Genomic DNA, 22780 nt, shown 5'->3' with positions numbered 1-22780 from the left:
CCGGTGCGGGACACCTGACGGATGAGTTATCCCCGCGCCGCGGCCGACGTCGCGCGGCCCGCCCCGCGCGCGGCCCCGCACGTCGTCGCCGCGCGCGCGACCGCGCTGCTGTGCCTGGCGGCGATCGCACTCGAATGCGTCGCCGACATCCTGCCCGACGAGCCGATCACCTGGATCGTGACCCCGACCCGGCTGGTCGTCCTCGTCGGGCTGCTGGCGGTGGCGCTGACCGGCGAATCCCGGTTCCGCACCGCGTTCGACCTGCCGATCGCGCTGCTGCTCATCGCTTCGGCGGTGGCCAATCAGCTGGCGGGACAACCGTGGTCGTCGTGGCGCGGCCTGCTCACCGTGGTGGCGGTCTACTACCTGGCGGTCGGTGTGCGCCGGGTGGTGCCCGATTCCTGGCCCGCGATCGCCCTGCTGGCGCTGGCCTGCACCACGATCGCGAGCATCGTCGCGTTGCAGCAGATCGTGCAGGAGACCCCGACCGGCTTCTGCCGTGGCGCGATCGACGGATCCGCCGACGTCTGCGGTCCCGACACCATGATCCGCGCGGTCGGCACCTTCGCGAACCCGAATCTGCTGGCCGCCTACCTGGTGCTGCTGCTGCCGGTGGCCGCCGCGGGCGCCGCCTCGCTGGCGGACATGCGGTCGCGGCTGGTCGCGGGCGGATTGGTCGTGCTGGGGTACCTGGGGGTGCTGCTCACCGGATCGCGTGGCGGGGTGATCGCGGCGATCGCGGGCCTGGCGGTGTACGTCTTCCTGCGGCGGCTGCGCCCCGGCAGGCACGCTACGACCGATCGCTGGGTGCCCTGGATGATCCCGCTCGGCGCCGCGCTCGTCGCCGGGCCGGTCCTGGTCGCCCTCGTGACCCGCGGGAAGGTCGGCGTGCGGGCGGACGTGTGGACGGCCGCCGCGCGGCTGGCCGCCGACCGTCCCCAGGGTGTCGGACCGGCCCGCGCCGGCGCCCACCTCACCGCGGCGGTCGACAGCACGGAGCAGTTCCAGCACGCCCACAACCTGTGGCTGAACTTCGCGGTCGAGGCCGGCGTCGGCGGGTTGCTGGCGATGCTGGCGATCACCGTCGTCGGTACCTGGACGGCCGTGACGGCGAGCGCCGCCGGATCGATGACGGCGCCCGCCACGGCGGCCGGACTGTGCGGTTTCCTGGTGATCAGCCTCGGCGACCATCCCGCCAACACCCAGCGGATCGCGTTCGCGGCGGCCGCGATCGCCGCCGTCCTCGTCACCGACGAGACCCGGCGACGACAGGCGCAACCGGCGATCGACGCGCAGCCCTGGCGCGCGGTGTCGCTGTTCGACGAGACGATGCCGCTGCCCCGCGATATCGCCCGGACCCTGCCGAGAGCCCGTGCGCCCGAACGGGATCGGGGCCGCGCGGGCCCGGGGTTCGTGCCCACTCCACGCGGCACCTGGTGACCACGGCGGGCGACACGGTCCCGGTCTCCGGCCTCAGGAACCGGTGGGGACCTCACCCACGGCCTCGGCGGGATCGATGACGCCGAACACCTCGCCCTGGGGTGCCTGCACGATGCCCATCCGCCCGAACGGGCTGTCGTCGGGGCCCATGATCACCTTCGCACCCAGCTCGGTGGCCTTGGCCAGGGCCGCGTCGGCACCGTCGACCTGGATCCAGGTGAGCCAGTAGGTGGGGGTGCCCAGCGCGGACGCGTCCATCACCCCGCCGATGGTGTGCGTCTCACCGGGCAGCGCGAAGGTGGAGTAGACGAAGTTCTCACCGTCACCGATCTCGGTGTAGTGCCAGCCGAACACCGTGTTGTAGAAGTCGTGCGCCTGGTCGTAGCCGCCGGTGTGCAGTTCGTTCCAGCAGTAGGCGCCGTGTTGGTTGTAGACCCCGGCGCCGGTGTGCGCCTTGGCTTCCCAGACACCGAACACTCCGCCGGTCGGGTCGGCGCCGATGAACATGCGGCCCACGTCGAGCACGTCGAACGGCGGCATGAACACCTGGCCGCCCGCCTTGCTCACCTTCTCGGCGATCTCGTCGGCGCGCTCGGCCGCGAAGTAGGTGGTCCAGGCCGAGGGCATCGGCATGCCGTCGGGTTTCGGTCCGATCCCGGCGGCGGGCCTGCCGTCGAGCATGGCCATCAGATACCCGCCCGCCTCGGCCGGGCTGTCCTGGATGTCCCAGCCGAACAGCGCGCTGTAGAAGTCACGGGCGGCGGTGGTGTCGTCGACCTGACAGTCGATCCAGCAGGGCGTGCCCTGCGGCCAAGCTTCGTCACGTGTGGGCATGTCGAACGTCCTCCTCGGCGATGGATGGAAGCCGGCCGGATCCGCGCCGGCGGGTGCCAGTCAACCACCGGCCACCGACAGTCGCGTGGACCCCGCGGCGCGCTGAACTGGAACAACACGTCTTCACTGCGACAGCCCGAGCGGGCCGACGCTGGCCGCCTCGGGTCGTTACCCCTGTTACAGTTTCCGCGCTCGATCGTGCGGCGGCTAGGTCAACAGTGGAGACGAACGAACCGGTCGGGGAGCGACACACAATGGCAGTGAGAGGTTCCGAACGCGGGCTCGTCCGGATGCTGGTGACGATCCTCGCGGTGACGGTCGTGCTCGGATGTGGCGGCGGACCGGCGGCGGGTGAGCCGGCCGAACCGCCCGCGGCGCGCTGGACGGCCCTGCACGACGGGCCTGCCGCCTACCCCGAGGTGCGGGTGGAGCGCGGCACGCAGATCACCATGAGCGACGGCGTCGTGCTCAAGGCCGACATCTACCGGCCCGCGAACGCGGCGGGCGAGATCGAGCAGCGGCCGCTGCCGACGATCGTCAGCCTGACGCCCTACTCGAAGTTGATGACCGGCCTGATCGAATCCGCCGCCGCCATCCCCGGTCTGCAGGCCACCGCCGTCGACATCGTGCGCAGGCTGAACCTGTCGGCCACCCCGATCAGCGGGTTCGGCGACCTCATGCAGGCGCTCGACGGCGGCATGATCCAGACCATGCTCGGTGTCGACCGCAAGCTGATCAGCAGCGGATACACCGTCGTCGTCGCCGACGTGCGCGGAACCGGGCTGTCGCAAGGCAAATGGGACACCCTCGGCGCGCGCGAACAACTCGACACCCGCGAGGTGATCGACTGGGCGGCGCACCAGCCGTGGTCGAACGGGCGGATCGGGATGAGCGGCGGCTCCTACTCCGGCATCAACCAGCTGCGCGCGGCCGAGAACGCGCCCGCCGCGCTGCAGGCCATCTTCCCCGTGGAACCGGGCAGCGACCTGATGCGCGATGTGGTCGCGCCCGGTGGCGGCGTCGGCACCACCTTCCTGCCGCTGTGGCTGAACTCGGTGAACCAGCTCAAGCTCGTGCCCGATGTGGCCTCGATGGCAGACGGCACCTTCGACTGGACCTGGTTCCACGATCGCCTCGCCGACCCGACCACCAATTTCGACCTGCTCGCCCAGTCGCTGCTCACCCCGTCGCTGTCGAACATGCCGCCCGCGCTCGACGGTGCCCTCGACGACACCTCCGCGTTCCGCGAGGCGATCATGGGGCGTCCGGAGCAGGTCACCGTGCCGACGTTCGTCTACGGCGGCTGGCACGACATCTTCGCCAACAGCGCGACCAAACTCTACGAGCAGATCCCGCTGCCCGCGGGCCGCAAGCAGCTCGTCGTCGGCGACACCTATCACGCCAATCCCGGTGCGGGCACCGGTGTTCCGGGTGCGCCGCCGCGCTTGGACGTGCTGCAGCGGGCATGGTTCGACAAGTGGCTCAAGGACATCGACAGCGGCGTGGACGGTTTCGGCCCGGTGACGGTGAAACAGCAGGGCGGTAGCTGGATCACGCTGCCGGAGTTCCCGATGCCGGGCGTCACGCACCGCCGCGTCTATTTCTCGGCGGCGCCCAGCGGCAGCACCGAGGACAGCCTGCACGACGGATCGCTCAGTGCCACCGGGCCGTCGGCCACCGAGAACCTCACCGTCGCACCGGGTCTGAGCACGATGTGCTCCCGCGACGCGGCCCAGGGCTCGGCCGGGATGGCCGCGGCACTGGACACCTGCGCGAAGGACTCCCGGATCGCCGAACGCAACGCGCTCACCTTCACCAGTGCCCCGCTCACCGAGCAGACGGTGATCTCGGGCCCGATCAACGTGCGGCTCAACACCGTGCACGACAGCACCGACGGGTTCTGGAACGTCACCGTCAACGATGTGGCGCCCGACGGCACCTCGACCGTGCTGACCACCGGCCAGCTCACCACGTCGATGCGCGCCATCGACGAACGGCGCAGCGCCCGCTCGGTCAACGGCGACCTCACCGCACCGTTCAATCCGCTCACCGTCGACCATCTGCTGCCCGTGGTGCCGGGCGCGCCCACCGATCTCGACGTCGCCGTCATCCCGACCCAGGCGGTCCTGGCGCCCGGACACCGCCTGCGCATCGATGTCTACGCGGGCAACGCGCCCAAGGCGCTGCCGTTCCGGCCGATGCTGAACGCCAGCGGGATGGAACCCCAGCACCTGCGGCTGGACCCGGCCGCGCCGAGCTTCGTCAACCTGCCCACCGACCGTCCCATTCCCTGAGCCCGCGACGGAATCGATCACCGGTACGGCGTTTCCCCGACCCGGTTCCGGACCGGTGTGTGAGCCTGGAGGGCAGTGGCTCGGACGAGGAGGTCGGTGTGGTGCAACCCGTCATCGTGGTGATGGGCGTGTCCGGGTGCGGCAAGACGACCGTCGGCGCGCTCACGGCCGAACGGCTGGGGGTGCCCTATGCCGAGGGCGACGACTTCCACCCCATCGCCAATATCGAGAAGATGGCGGCGGGGATCCCGCTGACCGACGAGGACCGCGCCCCGTGGCTCGATCTCGTCGCTGGCTGGCTGGGCGAGCATCAGGAATCCGGCGGGGTCGCCGCGTGCTCGGCGCTGCGTCGCGCCTATCGGGACCGGCTGCGCCGCGGCGCGCCGAACACCTACTTCGTGCACCTGGCCGCGGGCCGCGCGGAGCTACTGCGCCGGATGACCGGCAGGCTCGGCCACTTCATGCCGACGGCCCTGCTCGACTCCCAGCTGGACACGCTGGAACCGCTACAGCCCGACGAAGCGGGCATCACCCTGAACGCGCTCGAGCCGCCGACCCTCCTCGTCACCGAGGCCGTCGCGGCCTGGCACGCCGCTCACCGCTGAAGCAGCGGGTGTAGCTGCTGCACCGGCGCCAGCAGCAGCGCCCCACCGACGACCAGCGCGGCCAGACACAGCACGGTGAAGATCCCCACCCACAGGAGGGCGGGCAGATGGGTGAGCCGGGCCAGCTGGTCGGCGTCGGAGGCGGTCTGGCCGGGCTGCCTGCGGCGGCTGCGCTGCAGTTCGATCACCGGGCGGACCGCCGCGGCCAGCAGGAACCAGGCGGCCAGATATGCGAACGCGGCCTGCATCTGGTCGGTGCCGAACCAGGACACCCCGAACACCAGCGCGCCGAGCACGGCGACGGTCAGCAGTCCGTAGATGTTGCGGACCTTGATCAGGACGGCGGCCAGCATCAGCAGGGTCGCCCACAGCATCAGCGTCACCCGGCCCGAGCCGAGCAGCGCCGCGTAGCCGAGCCCGAGCAGCGCGGGCGCCGGGTAGCCCGCGGCCGCGGTGAGGATCATGCCCGGACCGGTCGGCTTCCCGCTGGACACGGTCAGGCCGGAGGTGTCGGTGTGCAGGGTGATCGCGTGCAGCCTGCGGCCGGTGAGCAGGGCGACCAGCGCGTGCCCGCCCTCGTGCGCCACGGTGACCGCGGCCCTGGTGAGCCGCCACAGCGGCCGGTACCCGACCAGGACGAGCGCGACGGCGGCGGTGGCCAGCACCAGCCACCAGGCGGGCGCGGGTTGGGTGGCGAGGAGACGGTCGAGCAGCGAGCTGGCGGATCCGGTGTTCACCGCCGCACTTTAGCCGTCCACGGCGTGCGGCGTGCGTTCCCGCGTGACCTGGGACGGCAGCGGGTGATCCGGTTCCAGCGCGGGCAGTCCGTCGATGCTGGTGGCGTTGTCGCCGGCGATCCGCCGGGCGAAATCGGCGTCGGTGCGGCGCGCGTGCGCCTCGTCCAGGATGGACCGTTCCTCGACCAGTTCGAGATAGGGCACCGACCACCCGCACGAGTCGGCGATCCGGTCCACCGAAATCGCGACGATCGCCCGGATACCCGGGTGCTCGGTACCGAATCGCGCACGCAGCGTGTCGAATTCGGCCGAGTCGGGCCGGACGATCCGGCCGGTGCCGAACAGCCGCAGGATGCGGGCGGTGCGAGCGAAAGAACAGAACATGACGGTGATCCGCCCGTTGTCGCGCAGGTGCGCGATCGTCTCCGCGCCGCTGCCGAACAGATCCAGGTAGGCGACGGTGTGCTCGTCGAGCACGGCGAAGGTGTCGCGATAACCCTTGGGGGAGACGTTGACGTGGCCGCCGTCGGAGGGCGCGGTGCCGACGAAGAAGATCGGCTGCTCGCCGATGAAGGCCCGTAACTTGTCGTCGATCCGGTCGAAGATCTTGCCCATGACGCGCTCCCTCGTCCCACCCGTCGGCGGGCTCCCCCTCCCCACTGTATCGATCGGCCGTCCCGGGACCTCCGTTCGGTTCACGGTGAGGGTTACCGCAGACGCGCCGGGCCGGTGCGGCGACGATGGCGGGATGACGCAGACCGCCCCCAGCCCCGTCCACCTCGTGCAGCAGCGCTACGCCGATCCGGCGACCGAGGTTCCCGAACAGTGGAACCCGGTGCTGGAGGTGCTGCACAGCCACAAATCGGTGCGCCGGTACCTGCCCGATCCGGTGTCGCCCGCGACGATCCGGCTGCTGGTCTCGGCCGCGCAGTCCGCGGCGACCTCGTCGAACCTGCAGGTGTGGAGCGTCGTGGAGGTGCGTGATCCGGCGCGCAAGGCCCGTCTCGCCGAGATCGCGGGCGGTCAGGAGCACATCGTGCAGGCCCCGGTGCTGCTGGTGTGGACCGCGGACTTCGCCCGGCTGCGTCAGCTGGCCGACGATCGCGGGGTGCCGCTGGAGGGCGCGGACTACCTCGAATCCAGCTACGTCGGTTTCGTCGACGCGGCGCTCGCGGCACAGAACGCGGTGGTCGCCGCCGAATCCCTCGGGCTCGGCACCGTCTACATCGGCGCGCTGCGCAACGATCCCGAGCGGGTGGCCGCCGAACTGGGGCTGCCCGACCACGTCTTCGCGGTGTTCGGCCTGGTCGTCGGCCATCCCGACCCGGCCGAGGGCACCCGGGTGAAGCCGCGCCTGCCGCAGGCCGCCGTGCTGCACCAGGAGACCTACGACCTGGCCGGTCAGCGCGCGGCGATCGACGCCTACGAGGAGCGCATCGGCGAGATCTACTCCGAGCAGGGCCTGCCGTTCTCGTGGACCGAGCGGGTGCTGGCCCGGCTCGCCACGGTGGCCTCGCTCAACGGCCGCCACCGGCTCCGGGAGTCGTTGCGCACCAGGGGATTCCGGCTGCTCTGAGCCGATCCGGGCTCAGCCGTTGATCGCCTTGCTGCTGAGCTCGAGCGAGCGGATCCTGGCGTCGATGTCGTAGACCAGGGTGTTGAGCATGAGCTCGTCGGGCGCGGTGGCGGCGAGCAGCTCGGCGGCCTGCGCGCGCACCGTGTCCGGCGAGCCCTGGAGCTGACCGGCCTTGCGCTGCTCGGCGAAGCGGCGCTCCGCGTCGCTGCCGGGGAAGGCCGCGGCCTGCTCCGGGGTCGCCAAGGCCTGCGGGCGGCCCGCGCGCAGCTGGGCGAAGGCGAGATCGCGGGGCGCGGCGAGCCGGTCGGCCTCGGCATCGGTGTCGGCGCAGATCGCCGAGGCGGCCACGATCGTGTAGGGCTCGCGCAACGTGTCCGAGGGCCGGAAGTTGTCGCGATAGAGCGCGAGCGCCGGGGCCGTGTTCTCCGGGGCGATGTGATGGGCGAACGCGAACGGCAGCCCGAGCATCGCGGCGACCTGGGCGCTGTAGCCGCTCGAGCCGAGCAGCCACACCGCCGGTTCGATGCCGCGGCCGGGGCTGGCGACGATGCCCTCGGCGTCGGCGCCGCGGAAGAACCCGATCAGCGCGGTGAGCTCGCGCGGGAACGATTCGCCCCCGAGTCCCTCGGCGCTGCGACGCAGAGCGCGCGCGGTCACCGGATCGGTGCCGGGCGCGCGGCCGATGCCGAGATCGATCCGGCCGGGATGCAGCGCCTCGAGCGTGCCGAACTGCTCGGCCACCACCAGCGGCGGATGGTTGGGCAGCATCACCCCGCCCGAACCGACCCGGATCCGCGAGGTCGAGGCGGCCAGATGGGCCAGCACCACCGCGGGCGCCGAACTGGCGATGCCGGGCATGTTGTGGTGCTCGGCCACCCAGAATCGGCGAAAGCCCAGTTCCTCCGCGTGCTGGGCCAGCCGCGTCGTCGCGTGCAGTGCCTCGCCCGCGCTCACGTCGGCTTGTACCGGCGCCAGATCCAGAACCGACAGCGTGACCGCGCTCATGAGCCTCCTCGACAGTGATCCAACCCCCGCAAGGGGCAACCCGGGCGGGACGGCCGGTATTTCCGCGCCCCGGTGGGGGTGACCGGTGCCACGGTTGCCGGGCGGTAGCGTGCAGGACTGATCGACGCGACGGAAGGACACGATCCATGTCAGCTGACGGCCCCGGGCTATCCACCGCAGCCGTGCAGGCGCCCACTCCGACGACCGAATCGGAGGGCTACGCGCGCGGCCTGAGCCCGCGCACCATCCAGATGATCGCCATCGGCGGCGCGATCGGCACCGGCCTGTTCTACGGCTCCGGCGCCGCGATCGAGCAGGCCGGGCCGTCGTTGATCCTGGCCTACCTGGCCGCGGGCCTGGCGATCTTCGTCATCATGCGCGCGCTCGGTGAGTTGCTGACCTATCGGCCGGTGTCGGGCAGCTTCGCCGAATACGCGCACGAATTCCTCGGCCGCTTCGCCGGTTTCGCGACCGGCTGGTCGTACTGGGCGGTGTGGGTGTCGACCTGCATGGCCGAGATCACCGTCGCGGGCAAATACGTGCAGTACTGGTTCGCCATCCCGCAGTGGGTGACCGCGCTGGTGGTGCTGGCGGTGCTGTTCGCCGCGAACCTGATCTCGGTGCGGATCTTCGGTGAGGGCGAGTTCTGGTTCTCGGCCATCAAGGTCACCGCGATCCTGGCGATGATCTTGATCGGCATCGGTGTGCTCGTGTTCGGCTTCGGCCACGCCACGAACCCGACCGTGACCAACCTGTGGGCCGACGGCGGCGTGTTCCCGAACGGCTTCGGGCAGACCCTGCTGGTGCTGCAGATCGTCGTGTTCGCCTACGTCGGTGTCGAACTGGTGGGCGTGACGGCGGGGGAGGCCCGCGATCCGAAGGCCACACTGCGCAAGGCGATCAACACCCTGCCGTTCCGCATCGGCCTGTTCTATGTCGGCGCGCTCGTGGTGATCATGTCGGTGGCGAGCTGGCGTACCTTCCACGCCGGCCGGAGTCCGTTCGTCGAGGTGTTCGAGCAGATCGGCATTCCCGCCGCCGCGGGCATCATCAACTTCGTGCTGCTCACCGCGGCACTGTCGTCGTGCAACTCCGGCATCTACTCCACCGGTCGGATGCTGCGCAGCCTCGCGCTGCGGGACGAGGCGCCGGGCGGTTTCGCGAAGCTGAGCAAGCAGTCGGTGCCGTTCACCGGCATCTGCGCCTCGGCGGCGGCGATGGTGATCGGTGTCGTGGTCAACCTGGTCTCGCCGGACAAGGCGTTCGCCTACATCACCTCGGTCAGTACCGTCGGCATCATCGTGGTGTGGGGCGTGATCCTGGTGTGCCACCTGAAGTATCGCGCCAAGGTGCGGGCCGGTGAGCTGCCCGCCAGTGACTACCGGCTGCCCGGCGCGCCTGTGACCACCTGGGCCGCACTGGGCTTCCTCGGTCTGGTCGTGGTGCTGCTGCTGTGGACCGACGGCGGGCGCACCGCGCTGGTGGTCGGGGCGGTCTGGGCGGCGCTGGTGTGCCTGGGCTACTACGCCTTCGGCCGCCGCGGCGTCGCGCACACCGGCTGACCGCGACCCCCGTTTGCTGGAAAGCCGCTGGCAGACAAGCGTTTTCTGTCATACCCCACCGGTATCGTCGAAGGGTCACACAAACGAGCCCGGGGCGAGTGTGGCCGGGCGGTGCGAGAACGGGGGCACGGGGATGAGTGACGACGACCGGGGCGATCTGCAGCCACCGAGCAGGCATGGGACCACCTGGCGGGAATCGGAATACCGGGTCCTGGCCGACGATCTGCGCGCGGGGGCCGACCTGGCGCGCACCGCGAAGACGGTGGGGCGCACCGAATCCGCGGTGCGCGCCGCCCTGCGCAACTTCGTGCCACCCGAGGACCGGGTGCCGACGGCCGAGCGGGAACGCTGGATTCGCGGTCGGCTGGTGGCCGAGCCGGAATGGGATTGGTGGGCGGTGGTGGTCGATCAGCACCGGCGCACCCGCAGCGGACTGTGGTTCACCCGGCACGAACACTGCGCCCGGATCGGCTGGCGCCGGCGCACGCCGATGACGGCGCTGGCGCAGGAACTGGGCACCTCGGAGCTGTCGGCCGCCGAGCTGCTGCGCTCGCTCGGGCTGGTCGGGAGTATCGAGGAGGCGGCCGACCAGCTGGGCGCGACACCGGGACTGGCCCTGGCCAAACGGGTCTCGGCCCGCCGCGACGACGCCGTGGGCGCGCGCTGGATCCTGGTGGTCGACGGCGCGGCGGGCACCACCCGCTCCCGCAACGCCCCGGTCCGCAGGCAGGTCTCCCTGCACGAGACCCGCGCGGCCGCCGAGGCCGAACGCGACCGGGTCCTGGCCTGGCACACGCGCGTCGGCGCGGGCGAACCGGAAGCGCCGGTGTGGTGGACGATCGCCGAACGCGGGCTCGGCGCGACCACCGGGCACACCCGCTGCGGCACGTTCGACCCCGCGGCGGCGGCCGGTGGCCCGGTCCGGGCCGAGGCGCTCGCGGTCGGCGACGTCATCCGCGTCGGCGTCCCCGACGGTGGCTTCTTACAGGACCGGATCACCGCGATCGCTCAGGCGGGCGCGGGCGCTCCGATCGTCGTCGACCTCGCGCCCGTGGCGAATTCGCGGGTGCGGCGGGTCGTCGAGTTCGCCCCGGGCGAGGTCGTCGATGTGGTGCGCGGCCTGGCGGAACGCGCGAGCTGACCGCTCAGCGCCGAGGTGATTCGCGCAGCACGGCCCGGATCACCTCGGTGCGCAACGGGAAGTCGAACTCGCCCTCGGCGGTCTCCGGAGTCGCGCGCAGGTAGGCCCGGATGCGGTCGAGTAGAGCCGTTCGCTGCTCCGCCGGGATCACCACGGTGTGCGAATGGGTGCCGATGGTGGTCACCAGCGATTCCGCGGTGCGCCGCTGGCTGTGTGGGAACTCGGACTTCTCGAACGTCGCGAACAACTGGTGCGCGGGCAGCTTCTCCTCCTCGTCGGAGGGGGTGAACGACACCTCCGAGCGGGAGACGCGCTGGAGTCCGGCCACCCACTCGGCGCTGGTGTCGTCGGTGTTCCAGAACGCCGCGAACACGCCGCCGGGCCGCAGGACCCGGGCGATCTCGGGGAACGCGCGGTCTTGATCGAACCAGTGGAACGCCTGCCCGGCGACCACCGCGTCCACCGAGCAGTCAGGGAGCGGAATCGCTTCTGCCGCACCGGACAGCGCGGTGACCGAGGGATACCGTCGCACCAGTTCGGCGAGCATCGCCGCATCGGGTTCGACGGCGATCACCTCGGCCCCGGCCGCCAACAGGCCGTCGGTGAGCTTGCCGGTGCCCGCGCCCAGGTCGAGGACGGTCACGTCGGTCCGCCCGACCGGCTGCAACGCCCATCGGATCGCGGCTGCCGGATAGTCCGGCCGATGTTCGGCGTACACCGCGGCCTGTGCCCCGAACGAACTCGCCCGGCTCGTGCGCCGCGTTGCCGGATCCGCCGAATCCCCTATTCCCCACACGATCTCGACCCTACCGGTACTTTCTCCCGGCGATGCCGCACAGATCCGGCGGATCGATCAGTCGATCCGATCGGCCGTGGCGGGCGCGGGTCGTGCTCCGGGCATGGTGGCCGCGGCGGCCAGCAGCACGATCGACATCGCCAGCAGCGTCACGAACACCAGGTGGATGGCGTCGGCGAGTTCGCCGGGATCCGGGCGGTCGACCGCACTCACCTGGGCGTTCACGATCGCGCCGAACACGGCGACGCCGACCGCGCTGCCGATCGAGCGGGCGAACATGGTCGCCGAGGTGACGACGCCGCGTTCGGACCAGGCCGCGTCGGTCTGGGCGGCGATCAGGGTCGGATTGGCCACCAGGCCCATGCCCGCGCCGATGAGGAAACAGGCGCAGGCCAGCTGCCACGGACTGGCCTGATCGCCGATCGGCAACAGCGCCACGCAGCCGACGACCGCGATCGCGCTGCCGATCAGTGCCGTCGTCCGGAAGCCGAGGCGCAGGTAGAACCGGCCCGCCTGGGACGCGGTGATCGGCCAGCCGATGGTCAAGGCGCCGACGGTGAGTCCGGCGAGGGTGGCGGTGGTGCCGAGCACGCCCTGGGCGAAGGTCGGCACGTACGAGGTGAGGCCGAGCACGATCGCGCCGATCAGCATCGACACCGCGCTCGCCGCGACCACCACCCGGCGGGTGAAGATCCACAGCGGCAGAATCGGATTCGCGGTGCGGTGCTCGGCGAAGGCGAAGACGACCAGCACCACGGCGCTGCCGACGAACAGGGTCAGGCTCGTGGGGGAGTTCCACGCCCACGCTTGACCGCCCTCGAGCAGCGCGAGGATCAGCGCGCCCGCACCGAGGGTGAGCAGGGCCGCGCCGAGGTAGTCGACCTGCCCGCGCGCCCGGCGCGGGGTGGTCTCGGTGAAGTTGCGCAGCAGCATCACTCCGGCCAGCGCCGCCAGCGGCAGATTGACCAGGAAGATCCAGCGCCAGCTGGCGAAATCGGCGAAGGCGCCACCGACCAGCGGACCGAGCACCGCCGATCCGGCCCACACCCCGGCCAGATAGCCCTGCACCTTGGCTCGCTCGGGCAGCGTGTACAGATCCGACGCGATGACCATCGTCATCGGCTGGATCGCGCCCGCGCCGATGCCCTGGATCGCCCGGAACACGATCAGCGCCACCATGCTCGTCGCGAGTCCGCACAGCAGCGAGCCCAGCGCGAACACCGCGATCCCGAACAGGATCACCGGCTTGCGCCCGACGGTATCGGCGATCTTGCCGTAGATCGGCACCGTCACCGCCTGGGTGAGCAGATAGATCGAGAACAACCAGGGGAACAGCGCGAAGCCACCCAGATCGGCGGTGATGGTCAGCACGCCGGTGGCGATGATCGTCGAATCCAGCGCGACCAGGCTCGTCGACATCATCAGCGAGGCCAGGATCGCGCCGCGGTCGGAGCGCAGCCCGACCGCGGGACGTGCGGTATCGGTCGCCACCAGGGCTCCCTTCATGAGCTCAACTAAACAAATACAAAGTATCGTCCCAGGAATTCGGACGGACCCGAACGGGTGCGGGTGCGGGTGCGGGTGCGGGGGGGGGGGGGGGGGGGTCAGTCCGCGGCGGCGAAGGTGGCGGCGATGTCGGCCGCGGTGACCTTGGCGAGTTCGACGAAGAACGGCACGCGCTCGTCGATCATCAGCGTGACCGGGCCGCGCAGACCGAGCGCGAAGCGGCACCGGCCCTGCGGGTCGAGGATCGGCAGACCGATGGTGCGGAATCCCGGATCGAGCTCCCGATCGTTGAACGCGTATCCCCGTGCCCGGGTCGCGACCAGTTCCGCACGCATCTCCGCGGCGTTCGACACGGATCGCTCGGTGCCCTCTTCGTAAGGGAGGGAACGCAATTCGTCGTCGTCGACCTCGGACCACGCCAGCAGCGCCTTGCCGAGGGCGCTCGCGTGCAGCGGCAGCCGAACGCCCTGCAATTCGTGCCCGTCGCTCTCGCGCCAGCGGCTGGTGCCGAGCAGGACGGCGTGGATGCCGTGGCGGGTGGCGACGGAACCGGTGGCGCCGGTGGTCGCCGCCAGCTGCTCGAGATACGGCTCGGCGAGATAGATCTTGTGCTGGCGGTAGGCGATCTGCCCGTACTCGGCCAGCGCGCCGCCCATCCGGTAGCGGCTGGATTCGGCGTCCTTCTCCAGGAATCCGGCCTGCACCAGGGCGCCGAGCAGCCGGTGGGTGGTGCTCACCGCCAGGCCCTGGGCGCGCGCGACCTCGGAGACGCCCCGTTCCTCGCCCCCGCGGAAGCAATCGAGTACCGACAGGGCCCGGGTCACGGTCTGCACGCTGGAGGTCTCCACGGAGCCGACGGTAACACAGCGTGACGCGCGGGAACCGTGCCCATTTTCCGTTATTCGGAAAGAGCGGGCGGGTTTGTCGCGGAAAGCGGCCATAGATTGCGGGATCGGCGGCTGTCAAGCTTTCCGATCCCTGGAAAGACATACCTCGTTCGGTGCCCTGTCCACTCCTACGCTGCGAAAGCACCACCCGCCCTTCCCCGAACACAGGAGCCCCGATGTCCCGCAGGCTGCCGGCCTTCTCGAGGATCGCGCTCGCGATCGTCCCCGTCGTCGCCCTCGTCGCGGCGTGTGGCTCCGGCTCCACGCCCGAACCGGGCGCGCAGGCCTCGTTCGTTCTCAAGGTCACCGATCCGGGCAACACCGGACCGCTCGCGGTCGGCAAGCGCGACGGCACCTTCGACGCGGCGCTGGCTCCGCTCGGCGCGAAGATCCAATGGGTCAACACCACACCGGGTTTCAGCTCGATGCTGAAGCTGTTCAACACCGAGGAGCTCGACGTCTCGGGTGCCGCCTTCAGCCCCGTGGTCGGTGCGCTGTCCAAGGACGTCGGCGTGAAGATCGTCGCCGTGGCCGACCCCGCCGGTCAGGATCAGAGCGGCATCGTCGTGACGCCCGAGTCCGGGGTGACCTCGGTGGCCGGGCTGGTGGGCAAGCGGATCGCGGTGAATCCCGCCGGCAAGGGCGAGTACATCACCCTGAAAGCCCTCGCCCAGGCGGGAATTCCGGCCGACAAGGTGACCAGGGTCCCGCTGCAGCAGAAGGACGCCGCCTCGGCCTTCGCCACCGGCAAGGTCGACGCCTGGGCCTCGTTCCTGGTGCCCTACCAGGAGGCCAAGGCCGCGGGCGCGCGCGAGATCGTCACCGAGAAGGCGATCGGCTCGCACGACAACACCGTCGTCGTGTTCCGCACCGAGGTCCTCGACCAGCGGCCCGACGTCGCCGCCAAGTACCTGGAAGTCCTGCAGGGACTCACCGCGAAGCAGAAGGCCGCACCCGCCGACTTCGAGAACGTCTTCGAGAAGACCGGTCCGCGCGCGCTGACCGGTGATCGCCTCGCCGACGCCATCCGGGTCGGCGGTGAGGTCACCGTGCCGCGCCTGCCGGCCGAATCCGACGCCACCGACCTCGCCGACGTCGTGAACACCTTCGCCGACAACGGCGTGATCAGCCGCCGCATCGCCGCCACCGACATCTTCTACGACCTGCGCTCCAAGCTCAGCCCGGAGCAGCTGGCCGCACTGAAGGACAAGTGACATGACCACCCTCGAACTGGCGCCGCCGCGCGCCCGGGTCACCGGACAGCGGCCCCGCTGGCTGTCGCTCGGCCTGCGCGCCGCGCTGCCCGCGGCCATCGTGGCGGCCTGGTGGGGTGGCTCGGCGAGCGGCGCGATCTCACCCCGGGTGATCGCCAGCCCCGGCGCGGTCTGGGCGGCGTTCCTGGAACTGCTCGACAGCGGGCAGCTGGTCGACTTCGCGCTGGCCTCCTTCGGCCGGGCCGCCGCGGGTGTCGCCATCGGCGTCTCGGTGGGCCTGGTGCTCGGGCTGCTGTCGGGGCTGTCCAGCCTCGGCGAGGAACTCGTCGACTCGACCATGCAGATCGTGCGGGCGGTGCCGTTCCTCGCGCTGGTGCCGCTGTTCATCTCCTGGTTCGGCATCGACGAGCTGTACAAGGTGCTGCTCATCGCGGTGGCGACCACGGCGCCGATGTACGCCTACACCTATCTCGGGGTGCGCAATGTCGACCGCAAGATGGTCGAGGCCGCCCGCAGTTTCGGGCTCACCGGCACCCGGCTGATCGCCGAGGTGATCGTGCCCGCCGCGCTGCCCGGCATCCTGATGGCGCTGCGGATCTGCCTGTCGATCAGCATCACCGGCCTCATCGCCGCCGAACAGGTCGGCACGCAGCAGGGCGTCGGCTATCTGGTGACGCTGGCCCAGGAATACAACCGCACCGACTACATGGTGCTGTGCGTCGTGCTCTACGCCCTGCTCGGCCTGGTGTTCGATGCGCTCGTACGGCTCGCGGAACGCTACGCGATGCCCTGGCGGAAGCAGGTGGCGATCCGATGACCACGACAGCGGCCGCGCCCGTCGAGACGACGGTCGAACCGCAGGCACCGGTGGCGGTCTCGATCACCGGACTGCGCAAGGCCTTCGGCGACAAGACGGTGCTCGACGGCGTCGACCTGACCATCCGGCGCGGCGAGTTCGTCGTGCTGCTCGGCCCGAGCGGCACCGGCAAGACCACGCTGCTGCGCCTGCTCACCGGCCTGGAAGTGCCCGATGCCGGCGAGGTGCTGGTCCCGCCCCGGCGCACCACGGTCTATCAGGAACCCCGGCTGATCCCGTCGAAGCGGGTGCTGGCCAATGTGCTCGTCGGGTTGCGCCGGGGCAAGGCTCGGCGCGAGGCCGGGCTGCGCGCCCTGAGCGAGGTCAACCTCGATGGCAAGGCCGGACAGTGGCCCGCCACCCTGTCCGGTGGCGAAGCCCAGCGGGCAGCCCTGGCCAGGGCCCTGGTCCGGGAGCCGGAACTGCTGCTGCTCGACGAGCCGTTCGCGGCGCTGGACGCGCTGACCCGGCTCCAGATGCAGGACCTGGTCGGCGATCTCGTCGCCCGGCACCGGCCCGCGGTCCTCATGGTCACCCACGATGTCGACGAGGCGATCCGGCTCGCCGACCGGGTGCTCATCCTCGACCACGGCCGCTTCGCCGTCGACGAGGTCATCGACCTGCCCCAGCCGCGTGACCACGCGGCCCCCGAAACCCTCGGTTACCGAACGCAATTCCTCGCCCACCTCGGCGTCGGACCACACACCAGGAGCCTGTCATGACCGAAACCCTGTGGTACACCCGCTGCCCCGTGCCGACCGCGAGCGGTCTCGCGCACAGCTTGGGCTGGCTCGGCGAGACCGCGGCGAGCGCGGGCCTCGACTTCGGTGTCCTGCAGGACGCGGGCCCCGAACTCGCCGGCCACCACTTCCTGCACGACCTGTCCGGCCTGATCCGCGAGGGCGGCAACGTGCCCGCGCTGGCGGCCCGCGCGCAGGGCTCACCGACCCGGCTGATCGGCCTGACCTGGATCGACGAGTCCCAGGCGATCCTCGTCGGCGCGGATTCGCCGGTTACCGACGCGGCGGGACTGGCCGGGCTGCGGGTCGGTGTGCCGGCGTGGGCGCAGGACCAGGCCCGCAGCTTCCCGCGGGCGATGGCGCTGCACGGGTTCGCCAACGCGCTGCGCCCGGCCGGGCTGACCCTGGCCGACGTGCGGGTCACCGAACTCGACGTCGAGCGGGATCCGCAGGTGCGCACCGCGATCCAGTCGGCCCGCCGGTCGACCACCTGGGGTGTCGAGGAACTGCTGGCAGGCAAGGTCGACGCCATCTATGTCAAGGGCGCTCGCGCGCAGGAGGTCGCTCGCGAGCACGGGCTGCGCGTCGCGGTCGACCTGGACGCCTCGGCCACCAAGCACCTGCGCGTCAACAACGGCACCCCGCGCCCGATCACGGTGCACGCGGACCTGCTCGACGCCCGGCCCGAGGTCGTCGTCGGCTTCCTCGCGCAGAGCCTGCGCGCCGCCGACTGGGCGGCCGGTGACCTCGACGGTGTCCGCGCGGTGCTGCAGCGCGAAACACTGTCCGGCCCGGAGGGTGTCGTCGCCGCCTACGGCGACGAGTTCCATCGCGGGCTGCACCCGTCGCTGAGCGAGGAACGCGTCGAGCTGCTCGGCGTGCAGAAGCAGTTCCTCTACACCCACGGCTTCCTGGCCGCGGACTTCGACCTCGAATCCTGGGTCGCCGCCGAGCCGTTGGCCCGGGCGCAGGAGCTCGTCGCCGCCGAGCGGGTGCCCGCATGACCGAGTTCGTGTGGAAGCTGCCCAGCCGTGGCGACGGTCGCCGCGGCGCACCCGCCCTGCGCGGCCGCGGCGGATTCGGACCGCGGGCGCCGCGCACCGAGGCCACCGATGTGCGTCCCGGCCGGTTCGGCCCGTTCGACGAGCTCGCCCAGATCGTCGACGCCGCGGAGCTGAACGGCTTCGACGGTGTGCTCGCGCCCTACGATCCGCTCGGCGAGGAATCCTGGATCGTCGCGGGCGCGGCCCTGCGTGCCACCCGGTATGCGCAGGTCATCGTCGAATTCCAGCCCGCCTTCGGCACGCCGGTGTACGCCGCCAAGATCTCGGCCACCCTGCAGCGGCATGCACGGGGCCGGTTGAACTGGCAGCTCGCGGTCGATACCGACCAGGCGGAGGCCCATTCGCGTGGTGACCACATCGGCGGCGACGACCGCTACCGGCGCGCCGCCGAATTCCTCACCGTCGCGCGCGGCGTCTGGAACGAAACCGAGGTCGGCGCGGCCGGATTCGCGGGCACCGGGTTCGAATACGCGGGGCAGTACTACGACGTGGTCGACGGCGGGTTCCGCGGCATCCTGTCCGGCCTGCCGTTCCCGACGGTCCACCTGAGCGGCACCTCGGCGGCGGCGCTCGAGCTGTCGGCCGCGCACGGCGACGTCCACGTCTTCGGCGAGGAACCCGACGGGATCTCCCGGGTCGCCGCCGAACTGGGCGAGCGCACCGCCGCGGCGGGCCGCCGGGTCCGGATCGCACTGGACCTGCCGATCATCGCCAGGGAGACCGAGGACGAGGCCTGGGCGCGCGTGCACCGCCAGTGGGACGAGCTGGGCCGCACCGATTCCGCGGCCGAGCACGCCCTCGGCGACGGCCGCTGGGCCGGCTTCGACGCGCTCGGCTACGACCGGCGGATCGGCCTGGTCGGCAGCTACGAGCAGGTGGCTCGCCAGCTCTCGGTGTACGAGATCGCCGGCGTGCAGACCTTCGTGCTGTCCGGGCATCCGCAGATCGAGGAGATCCACCGGGCGGGCGAACACCTGCTGTTCCTCGCCGATCCGGCAGGCCGCACCCTCACCACCGCGCAGGAGCTCACCGCATGACCATCGACGTCTACTGGCGCATCGGGATGGAAGGCGACCACGCCTCCCTGCGCACCCCGCGCCGCTACAACCGCGGCAACGCGGGCGGCTACGGTCCCGGCAATCTCGCCCCCGCCATCCGCGGCGGCGCGCTGGACGAGTACAGCTACCTCGACCACGTCGCCGCCGTGGCCAAGGCCTCCGAATCGGCGGGCTTCCTCGGCGGGCTGCTCCCGTCGTTCCCGGTGACCGACGATCCGTGGGCGGTGGCTGCCGCGCTGGCCGCCGAGACCACCACCTACCGCTTCATGGTCGCCTTCCAGCCCGGTTTCCTGCACCCGGTGCAGGCCGCCAGGATGTCGGCGAGCCTGCAGCGCGCCACCGGCGGCAGGCTGGTCTACAACATCATCAGCGGCGGCGGGGGACCGGCCCAATTGTGGTGGGGCGACAAGGTCGCCCACGACGACCGCTACGCCCGCACGAGCGAGTTCCTCGACGTCCTGCGCGGGGTGTGGGACGGCGAACCGTTCGACCACGACGGCCGCTTCTTCCGCACCGAGGGCGCCGCGCTGCCGCCCGGCCTGGCCGGTCAGCCGTTCCCCGAGGTGTACTTCTCGGGGTCCTCCGGCGCCGCGGTGGCCGCCGCGGGCCGCCATGCCGACTACTACCTGTCCTGGCTCGAGCCGTTCGCCGACCTGCGCGCCAAGTTCGACGGTGTCCGGCGCAACGCCGAAACCCTCGGTCGCACACCGAAGTTCGCGGTCCGCATCGACATCGTCGCCCGGCACACCGAGGAAGCGGCCTGGGCCGAGATCGAGAAGGGCTGGGCCTTCGTCGACCGCGACGCCGCCAACCGGGCCGCCCAGGGCGACTCGGTCGGCGCGGCCAGGATCGGCGGCTGGGTGCCCGAAACCATCACCGGCTACCGCGATCTGGAAGTCCAGCCCAATGTCTGGTGCGGCTTCAGCCTGATCCGCGGCGGCCCCGCCTTCGGCCTCGTCGGCAGCTACGAACAGGTCGCCGAGCGACTCGACGAACTCGTCGACCTCGGCGTCGACGCCTTCATCCTCGCGGGCAACCCGCACCTGGAGGAGGCCTACCGGGTGGGCGAGGAAGTCCTGCCCCTGCTCGGCCGCTCCCGGCTCACCACCCCGTCCACCGACACCGTCCTCGCGACGGCCCGATAACCCAGGAGTCCTTCGATGACCACCACCGAAACCCGTCTGCCGGAGGCCGTCACGGCCTTCGTCGCGGCGGCGACCCGCGACGCCGAGACCGCGTTCCGGGTGTTCCGCGAGACCGGCACCGTCACCGGCAACGGCACCGTCAACTTCGTCGAGCGGGTGCCCGGCGAGGAGATCGCCGTCGCGCTAAACGCGCCGGGCCCGTGGGCGGCCGAGCGCACGGTCGAGCCCGTCGTCGCCACCTTCGACGGGGAAGTGCTGTCCGGCACGGGTTCCGCCGGTTTCGTCACCGGTTACGCCGAGGTGTTCCGCGCGCACCCGGAGATCACCTCCGTCGTCCACATCCACACGCCGTGGCTGGGCGGCTGGGCGCAGACCCACCGCACCCTGCCGATCCGCTACGCCGCCTCGCAGCGGCTGACCCTGTCGCGGGAGATCCCGCCGCACATCGACCGCACCATCGGCGCGGGCGAATTCATCCTGAGCAAGCTGACGACCGACCCGCACCTGGTCGCGATCTTCGAGGCCAACGGTGGCGCCAATGTGCTCGGCCGCGCCGGGCTGCTGGAACTGGCCAAGTTCGTGGTCCTGCTCGAGGAGGGCGCGCAGTACCAGGCCATCGCCGAAACCCTCGGCGGCTCGGTCGACTTCGATCCGTCCAACCTGGCGGTGCAGTGGCGCCGCAGCGGCCTGGCCGACGAGGCCCGCCGCCTCGGCCTGATCGGCGATGCCCGATGAGCCTGCGCGTCGGGTACTTCCCGCACAACAACTCGCTGTTCGTCCTGCGCCACCTCGGCATTCTGGAGCGCGCGATCCCCGACGTCGAGTGGGTCGACCTGCGCGCCCTGCCGCAGGCCGAGCGCGTCGACCCGAAGACCGCTCTGCCGGGCGAACATTCGGACTGGCTGTTCACCGAGGGCGGCTACGACATCATCGGCACCGGCTTCACCCCGCCGCTGACCGCGCTGGCCAACCAGCGCGACATCGTCTACCTCGGCATCTCCGGGCCGCGAGTGGAGAACGGCAGGCTGGTGGCGACGGCCGCGAGCGGCATCACCTCCGCCGCCGACCTGAAAGGCAAGCGGGTCGGCATCGCGCACGGGTCGTGGCAGACGACGCTGCTGCTGTTCGCCCTCGACCAGGTGGGACTGACCTGGGCCGATGTCGAACCGGTCGACGTCGACGTGCGCGGTGGCGGTGCCGCCCTGCTGTCCGGTGAGCTCGACGCCTGGGTCGGCACCTACCCCGGCCTGCGGGAGGTCGAGGCCGCCACGGAGCTGATCACCCTGGTCGACACCGCCTCGGTGTTCAGCCATCCGTCGCTGTGGTTCACCCGCCGCGACCTCGCCGAGGACAACCGGCCCGCGGTCGAGGCGGTGCTGGCCGCGCTGCGGGAGTCCGACGCGTGGATCGTCGCCAACCCGCGCGCGGCGGCCCAGTACTTCGTCGACGACGCGCGGGCGCGCGGCCTGCCCGCCGACCTGGACGCCTGGGAAGCCGCGCTGCGCGGCCGCCCGTTCGGCGTGCACCCGGTGAGCGAGGACTTCCTCGACGAACAGCAGCGCGCCGCCGAGCTGCTCGCCGCCAACGGTCTGCTGCCGCGCAGCGTCGACGTGCGGTCGGCGGTCCTGCCGTGGATCGGGACACTGCTCACCGAGCAGGCACCCGCCACCGTCTGACCCAGACCGACGATGTCCCGGTGCCGCATCGGTACCGGGACATCGCTCGTGCGGGTCAGCTCCGCTTGGACCCGGTGACCCACACGGGCCCGGTGAGCAGCCAGATCACGGTGATCACCCCCAGCGAGCCGAACACACCCATGAGCTGTTCGCGTTGCTGCGCATCGGCCACCGTGTAGCTCAACGCCAGGGTGAGCGCCCCGGCGATGGCCGCCGCGCCGAGCCAGCGCGCGAAGTCGGCCCACTCCTTGCGGGCGCGTTCCGGACCGTCCTTCGGCACCCGCACCGGCGCCGGTCCACCGGCGAAGCGGTAGGCGAAACGCGCGTCGAGCCACGCGATCATCCGGTGCCCGAACATCACCGTGCAGCCGAGGTAGATACCGGCCAGCCGGTGCGCGAAACCCACCTCGCCGCCCCGGTGCAGATCGATGGCCACCGCGACCACCAGGACCACGTCCAGCACCGGGACCAGCGCCAGCGTCACCAGGCCGGCGCGGCGCAGCCGCACGACATAGCGCAGCAGCAGACCGCCCACCACGAGCACCCAGAAACCGACCTCGCACGCGGCGATGGTCAGCAGTACGGGGTTGTTCCATGCGTCCATTTCCCCACTGTGCCGGGCACACCGGTGCGCCGTCGTCCCG

Annotated in this window: 22 protein-coding genes; 14 read left to right on the top strand and 8 right to left on the bottom strand. The window is 71.3% G+C overall.

Annotated elements, in window-relative coordinates; translation table 11 throughout:
• The first annotated feature begins 21 nt into the window (after positions 1-21).
• Positions 22-1440 carry an O-antigen ligase family protein gene (locus ACFYWJ_RS25235; protein ID WP_355281980.1) on the top strand — a complete coding sequence of 473 codons (1419 nt, stop codon included), beginning with the start codon at positions 22-24 and terminating at the stop codon, positions 1438-1440.
• Between the two features lie 33 nt (positions 1441-1473).
• On the opposite strand, the gene ACFYWJ_RS25230 is transcribed toward ACFYWJ_RS25235, so the two are convergent.
• Positions 1474-2274 (bottom strand): VOC family protein, encoded by an 801-nt coding sequence (locus tag ACFYWJ_RS25230; RefSeq protein WP_355281983.1) that lies wholly within the window; start codon positions 2272-2274, stop codon positions 1474-1476.
• A 254-nt stretch (positions 2275-2528) separates the two neighbouring features.
• Between ACFYWJ_RS25230 and ACFYWJ_RS25225 the strand changes: the two genes are divergently transcribed.
• Both ACFYWJ_RS25225 and ACFYWJ_RS25220 read left to right on the top strand, forming a co-directional pair.
• Positions 2529-4568 carry a CocE/NonD family hydrolase gene (locus ACFYWJ_RS25225; protein ID WP_355281985.1) on the top strand — a complete coding sequence of 680 codons (2040 nt, stop codon included), beginning with the start codon at positions 2529-2531 and terminating at the stop codon, positions 4566-4568.
• Positions 4569-4690: 122 nt separating this feature from the next.
• Positions 4691-5173 carry a gluconokinase gene (locus tag ACFYWJ_RS25220; protein ID WP_355282119.1) on the top strand — a complete coding sequence of 161 codons (483 nt, stop codon included), beginning with the start codon at positions 4691-4693 and terminating at the stop codon, positions 5171-5173.
• Here the strand turns inward: ACFYWJ_RS25220 and ACFYWJ_RS25215 are convergent.
• Together ACFYWJ_RS25215 and ACFYWJ_RS25210 are read right to left on the bottom strand one after the other, a co-directional pair.
• Positions 5164-5910, bottom strand: a complete 747-nt coding sequence (locus tag ACFYWJ_RS25215; RefSeq protein ID WP_355281988.1) for a M50 family metallopeptidase — start codon at positions 5908-5910, stop codon at positions 5164-5166. The two genes, ACFYWJ_RS25220 and ACFYWJ_RS25215, sit on opposite strands and share 10 nt — an antisense overlap.
• 9 nt (positions 5911-5919) lie before the next feature.
• Complete coding sequence (locus tag ACFYWJ_RS25210) at positions 5920-6525, bottom strand: pyridoxamine 5'-phosphate oxidase family protein (protein WP_355281991.1); 606 nt, start codon at positions 6523-6525, stop codon at positions 5920-5922.
• Positions 6526-6658: 133 nt separating this feature from the next.
• Here ACFYWJ_RS25210 and ACFYWJ_RS25205 point away from each other — a divergent pair, with 133 nt between their 5' ends.
• The gene (locus tag ACFYWJ_RS25205) at positions 6659-7486 is read left to right on the top strand and encodes an NADPH-dependent oxidoreductase (RefSeq protein WP_355281994.1); all 828 of its coding nucleotides are present in this window, start codon (positions 6659-6661) and stop codon (positions 7484-7486) included.
• Between the two features lie 12 nt (positions 7487-7498).
• Here ACFYWJ_RS25205 and ACFYWJ_RS25200 read toward each other — a convergent pair whose 3' ends face one another.
• Positions 7499-8491 carry an LLM class flavin-dependent oxidoreductase gene (locus ACFYWJ_RS25200; protein WP_355281997.1) on the bottom strand — a complete coding sequence of 331 codons (993 nt, stop codon included), beginning with the start codon at positions 8489-8491 and terminating at the stop codon, positions 7499-7501.
• Positions 8492-8637: 146 nt separating this feature from the next.
• Here ACFYWJ_RS25200 and ACFYWJ_RS25195 point away from each other — a divergent pair, with 146 nt between their 5' ends.
• Both ACFYWJ_RS25195 and ACFYWJ_RS25190 read left to right on the top strand, forming a co-directional pair.
• Complete coding sequence (locus tag ACFYWJ_RS25195) at positions 8638-10053, top strand: amino acid permease (RefSeq protein WP_355282000.1); 1416 nt, start codon at positions 8638-8640, stop codon at positions 10051-10053.
• Positions 10054-10186: 133 nt separating this feature from the next.
• On the top strand, positions 10187-11194 hold the full coding sequence (locus ACFYWJ_RS25190) for a hypothetical protein (protein ID WP_355282003.1): 1008 nt from the start codon (positions 10187-10189) through the stop codon (positions 11192-11194).
• 4 nt (positions 11195-11198) lie between these two features.
• On the opposite strand, the gene ACFYWJ_RS25185 is transcribed toward ACFYWJ_RS25190, so the two are convergent.
• From ACFYWJ_RS25185 to ACFYWJ_RS25175, 3 genes are all read right to left on the bottom strand, one after another.
• A complete protein-coding gene (locus ACFYWJ_RS25185) occupies positions 11199-11990 on the bottom strand; it encodes a class I SAM-dependent methyltransferase (RefSeq protein ID WP_355282006.1) in 792 nt (263 codons plus the stop codon).
• 57 nt (positions 11991-12047) lie between these two features.
• Positions 12048-13481, bottom strand: a complete 1434-nt coding sequence (locus ACFYWJ_RS25180; protein WP_355282122.1) for an MDR family MFS transporter — start codon at positions 13479-13481, stop codon at positions 12048-12050.
• 113 nt (positions 13482-13594) lie between these two features.
• Complete coding sequence (locus ACFYWJ_RS25175; RefSeq protein ID WP_355282009.1) at positions 13595-14344, bottom strand: IclR family transcriptional regulator; 750 nt, start codon at positions 14342-14344, stop codon at positions 13595-13597.
• A gap of 215 nt (positions 14345-14559) precedes the next feature.
• Between ACFYWJ_RS25175 and ACFYWJ_RS25170 the strand changes: the two genes are divergently transcribed.
• From ACFYWJ_RS25170 to ACFYWJ_RS25135, 8 genes are read left to right on the top strand one after another with little or no spacing between them, the layout of a single operon-like run.
• Entirely contained in the window at positions 14560-15597 is a 1038-nt protein-coding gene (locus ACFYWJ_RS25170) for an NrtA/SsuA/CpmA family ABC transporter substrate-binding protein (protein WP_355282012.1), read from the top strand.
• Between the two features lies 1 nt (position 15598).
• A complete protein-coding gene (locus ACFYWJ_RS25165) occupies positions 15599-16414 on the top strand; it encodes an ABC transporter permease (protein ID WP_355282015.1) in 816 nt (271 codons plus the stop codon).
• Entirely contained in the window at positions 16411-17175 is a 765-nt protein-coding gene (locus ACFYWJ_RS25160; RefSeq protein ID WP_355282018.1) for an ATP-binding cassette domain-containing protein, read from the top strand. Before ACFYWJ_RS25165 ends, ACFYWJ_RS25160 begins: the two co-directional genes overlap by 4 nt.
• A complete protein-coding gene (locus ACFYWJ_RS25155; protein WP_355282021.1) occupies positions 17172-18197 on the top strand; it encodes an ABC transporter substrate-binding protein in 1026 nt (341 codons plus the stop codon). Before ACFYWJ_RS25160 ends, ACFYWJ_RS25155 begins: the two co-directional genes overlap by 4 nt.
• Positions 18194-19294, top strand: coding sequence for an LLM class flavin-dependent oxidoreductase (locus tag ACFYWJ_RS25150; RefSeq protein WP_355282024.1), 1101 nt, complete (start codon positions 18194-18196; stop codon positions 19292-19294). The genes ACFYWJ_RS25155 and ACFYWJ_RS25150 overlap by 4 nt, the downstream gene beginning before the upstream one ends.
• The gene (locus tag ACFYWJ_RS25145; RefSeq protein WP_355282027.1) at positions 19291-20460 is read left to right on the top strand and encodes an LLM class flavin-dependent oxidoreductase; all 1170 of its coding nucleotides are present in this window, start codon (positions 19291-19293) and stop codon (positions 20458-20460) included. The genes ACFYWJ_RS25150 and ACFYWJ_RS25145 overlap by 4 nt, the downstream gene beginning before the upstream one ends.
• 15 nt (positions 20461-20475) lie before the next feature.
• Positions 20476-21195 carry a class II aldolase/adducin family protein gene (locus tag ACFYWJ_RS25140; protein WP_355282030.1) on the top strand — a complete coding sequence of 240 codons (720 nt, stop codon included), beginning with the start codon at positions 20476-20478 and terminating at the stop codon, positions 21193-21195.
• A complete protein-coding gene (locus tag ACFYWJ_RS25135; protein ID WP_355282033.1) occupies positions 21192-22136 on the top strand; it encodes an ABC transporter substrate-binding protein in 945 nt (314 codons plus the stop codon). Before ACFYWJ_RS25140 ends, ACFYWJ_RS25135 begins: the two co-directional genes overlap by 4 nt.
• A gap of 55 nt (positions 22137-22191) precedes the next feature.
• Here the strand turns inward: ACFYWJ_RS25135 and ACFYWJ_RS25130 are convergent, their stop codons facing one another.
• Positions 22192-22740, bottom strand: a complete 549-nt coding sequence (locus ACFYWJ_RS25130) for a hypothetical protein (protein WP_355282036.1) — start codon at positions 22738-22740, stop codon at positions 22192-22194.
• Between the last annotated feature and the right edge of the window lie 40 nt (positions 22741-22780).

The organism is Nocardia sp. NPDC003269, from assembly GCF_042888005.1.
Taxonomy (GTDB): domain Bacteria; phylum Actinomycetota; class Actinomycetes; order Mycobacteriales; family Mycobacteriaceae; genus Nocardia.
This window is presented reverse-complemented; position numbering and strand designations above follow the sequence as displayed.

Bases quoted from the DNA above. Each gene is read 5' to 3' on its own strand.
- ACFYWJ_RS25140 (WP_355282030.1), top strand. From the start codon at position 20,476: ATGACCACCACCGAAACCCGTCTGCCGGAGGCCGTCACGGCCTTCGTC.
- ACFYWJ_RS25235 (WP_355281980.1), top strand. From the start codon at position 22: ATGAGTTATCCCCGCGCCGCGGCCGACGTCGCGCGGCCCGCCCCGCGC.
- ACFYWJ_RS25165 (WP_355282015.1), top strand. From the start codon at position 15,599: ATGACCACCCTCGAACTGGCGCCGCCGCGCGCCCGGGTCACCGGACAG.
- ACFYWJ_RS25195 (WP_355282000.1), top strand. From the start codon at position 8,638: ATGTCAGCTGACGGCCCCGGGCTATCCACCGCAGCCGTGCAGGCGCCC.
- ACFYWJ_RS25200 (WP_355281997.1), bottom strand. From the start codon at position 8,491: ATGAGCGCGGTCACGCTGTCGGTTCTGGATCTGGCGCCGGTACAAGCC.
- ACFYWJ_RS25225 (WP_355281985.1), top strand. From the start codon at position 2,529: ATGGCAGTGAGAGGTTCCGAACGCGGGCTCGTCCGGATGCTGGTGACG.
- ACFYWJ_RS25130 (WP_355282036.1), bottom strand. From the start codon at position 22,740: ATGGACGCATGGAACAACCCCGTACTGCTGACCATCGCCGCGTGCGAG.
- ACFYWJ_RS25160 (WP_355282018.1), top strand. From the start codon at position 16,411: ATGACCACGACAGCGGCCGCGCCCGTCGAGACGACGGTCGAACCGCAG.
- ACFYWJ_RS25190 (WP_355282003.1), top strand. From the start codon at position 10,187: ATGAGTGACGACGACCGGGGCGATCTGCAGCCACCGAGCAGGCATGGG.
- ACFYWJ_RS25155 (WP_355282021.1), top strand. From the start codon at position 17,172: ATGACCGAAACCCTGTGGTACACCCGCTGCCCCGTGCCGACCGCGAGC.
- ACFYWJ_RS25230 (WP_355281983.1), bottom strand. From the start codon at position 2,274: ATGCCCACACGTGACGAAGCTTGGCCGCAGGGCACGCCCTGCTGGATC.
- ACFYWJ_RS25150 (WP_355282024.1), top strand. From the start codon at position 18,194: ATGACCGAGTTCGTGTGGAAGCTGCCCAGCCGTGGCGACGGTCGCCGC.
- ACFYWJ_RS25145 (WP_355282027.1), top strand. From the start codon at position 19,291: ATGACCATCGACGTCTACTGGCGCATCGGGATGGAAGGCGACCACGCC.
- ACFYWJ_RS25210 (WP_355281991.1), bottom strand. From the start codon at position 6,525: ATGGGCAAGATCTTCGACCGGATCGACGACAAGTTACGGGCCTTCATC.
- ACFYWJ_RS25170 (WP_355282012.1), top strand. From the start codon at position 14,560: ATGTCCCGCAGGCTGCCGGCCTTCTCGAGGATCGCGCTCGCGATCGTC.
- ACFYWJ_RS25135 (WP_355282033.1), top strand. From the start codon at position 21,192: ATGAGCCTGCGCGTCGGGTACTTCCCGCACAACAACTCGCTGTTCGTC.
- ACFYWJ_RS25220 (WP_355282119.1), top strand. From the start codon at position 4,691: ATGGGCGTGTCCGGGTGCGGCAAGACGACCGTCGGCGCGCTCACGGCC.
- ACFYWJ_RS25205 (WP_355281994.1), top strand. From the start codon at position 6,659: ATGACGCAGACCGCCCCCAGCCCCGTCCACCTCGTGCAGCAGCGCTAC.